Source organism: Streptomyces sp. WELS2 (assembly GCF_013870595.1).
Taxonomy (GTDB): Bacteria; Actinomycetota; Actinomycetes; order Streptomycetales; family Streptomycetaceae; genus Streptomyces.
In genome coordinates this window covers 1-2,222 of sequence record NZ_JACBWZ010000941.1, presented here as the reverse complement: position 1 = coordinate 2,222, position 2,222 = coordinate 1, and the positions used below count along the sequence as shown (strand labels likewise).

Genomic DNA, 2,222 nt, shown 5'->3' with positions numbered 1-2,222 from the left:
GTGTCTGGAACGTCGCCAATCTGCTGACCATGCTGCGGCTGCTGCTGGTGCCCGGCTTCGTGGCGCTGATGCTGGCGGACGGCGGTCGGGGTGGCGGAGAACCGGGGGGCGGGGGCGGGCTGGGTGATGCCGTCGTGGTCGGTGAAGGTGGCGCGGGCGGCGAGGTGCGGGTGGTGCGGGGCCTCGCGCAACCCGAGCACGGGTGCCACGCAGGCGTCGGAGTCCCCGAAGACGGCCGTCCACTCGGCCCGGGTACGGGTCCTGAAGGCGGCGGCGATCCGTTCGCGCAGCTCTCCCCAGCGGGCGGGGTCGGTGCGGGCGGCGGCGAGGGGGGCGAGGCCCAGCAGGCGCAGGAACTCGTCGTAGAACTTCTCTTCCAGGGCGCCCACCGCCATGTACCGTCCGTCGGCGGTCTCGTAGGTGCCGTAGTACGGGCAGCCGCCGTCCAGGAGGTTGGCGGCGCGCCGGTCCTGCCAGGCGCCGGCGGCGAGCATGGCGTGGATCATCGTGGACAGGTGGGCCGTGCCGTCGACGATGGCGGCGTCGACCACCTGGCCGGTGCCGGTCGCGCGCGCGTGGTGCAGTGCGGCGAGGACGCCGACGACCAGGTAGAGGGCGCCGCCCGCGTAGTCCCCGAGGAGGTTGGCGGGCACGGCCGGGGGTTCGTCCGGGCCGCCGATCATGCCGAGGGTGCCGGTGAGCGCGATGTAGGCGATGTCGTGGCCGGCGCGGTGGGCGAGGGGGCCGTCCTGGCCCCAGCCGGTCATCCGGCCGTAGACCAGGCGGGGGTTGCGGGCGTGGCAGTCCCCGGGGCCGACGCCGAGCCGCTCGGCGACGCCGGGGCGGTAGCCCTCCACGAGGATGTCGGCCCGTTCGGCGAGGTCCAGGACGCGCGCGGGGCCGTCCGGCGCCTTGAGGTCGACCACGACCGAGCGCTTGTTGCGGTTGGTGAGGTCGCGGGCCGGGTCGAGGCCGAGGCCCGCGCCGCCGGGGCGGTCCACCCGGACCACGTCGGCGCCCAGGTCGGCCAGCAGCATGGCGGCGAACGGGCCGGGTCCGATGCCGGCCAGCTCCACCACGCGCACACCGGAGAGCGGGCCGGTGCGCGGCGCCGGCGGCGTCTGTGCCGTTGTCATCCGTCCAGCCCCCAAGTGTGTGTGACACCGATGCTGTAACACCGGTGATGCTAAGAACGTGTTCCACCGAACACAAGACCCAACGAGCAAGCGCTTAGCCAAGTGCCCGGCGCGTTCGCCATCACCTGGACGAGTGAACGGGACGGTGCCTGCCCCGCCGCGTGCGCGGCGCCGGCACGCCGCCCGGGCGCGGGTGTCGGCTCCCGCGGCAGCGGGGTGTTCCTGGCTGCGGGCACCGCTGCCTCCGGGCTGGTCTTCGGACTGCGCACTCCTCACGCTAGCCTCGGCCACCAACAGCGGCGCGGGCTGCGCTGGGGGCGTGTGGACAAGGGGTGACATGAGCAGCATCGCCAGGACCGGCCGTTCCTACGACCTGGTGCTCTTCGGGGCCACGGGCTTCGTCGGCACGCTCACGGCCCGCTATCTCGCCGAGCACGCGCCGCCGGGGCTGCGCTGGGCGGTCGCCGGCCGCGACGAACGGCGGCTGGAGCGGCTGCGGGAGAGCCTGCCCGGCGGCGAGGGCATCGGCGTGCTGCGGGCCGACGTGGGCGAACCGGCCACCCTTCGCGCGCTCGCCGGGCACGCGCGCGTGGTCGCCACGACCGTCGGACCGTACATGCTGCACGGCGAGGAACTCGTCGCCGCCTGCGCCGACAGCGGTACCGACTACCTGGACCTCACGGGCGAGCCGGAGTTCGTGGACCTGATGTACGTCCGGCACGACGCACGCGCGCGCGAGACGGGCGCGCGCCTGGTGCACGCCTGCGGCTTCGACTCGGTGCCGCACGACCTGGGCGTCTACTTCACGGTCCGCCGGCTGCCCGAGGGCGTGCCGCTGACCGTGGACGGCTATGTGACCGTGGACGCGGCCTTCTCCGGCGGCACGCTCGCCTCGGCGCTCAACCAGCTGGCCCGCCCCGGACACATGCGGGCCGCCGCCCGGGAACGGGCCCGGCACGAGCCACGGTTGCCGGGCCGCCGGGTCACGGCGCCGTCCGGCGCGCCGAGGTTCGCCCCGGAGGCCGGCGCGTGGGCGCTGCCGCTGCCCACCATCGACCCGCAGATCGTGCGCCGTTCGGCGCGGGC

General features: G+C 75.1%; 2 protein-coding genes. One reads left to right on the top strand and one right to left on the bottom strand.

Annotated features, from left to right (window positions below):
• The coding region (locus H5J33_RS32010; RefSeq protein ID WP_181798237.1) for a CaiB/BaiF CoA-transferase family protein at positions 1–1,136 on the bottom strand (1,136 nt) is incomplete at its 3' end.
• 337 nt (positions 1,137–1,473) lie between these two features.
• Between H5J33_RS32010 and H5J33_RS32005 the strand changes: the two genes are divergently transcribed.
• A partial coding sequence (locus tag H5J33_RS32005) for a trans-acting enoyl reductase family protein (RefSeq protein ID WP_181798236.1) occupies positions 1,474–2,222 on the top strand: 749 nt, incomplete at its 3' end.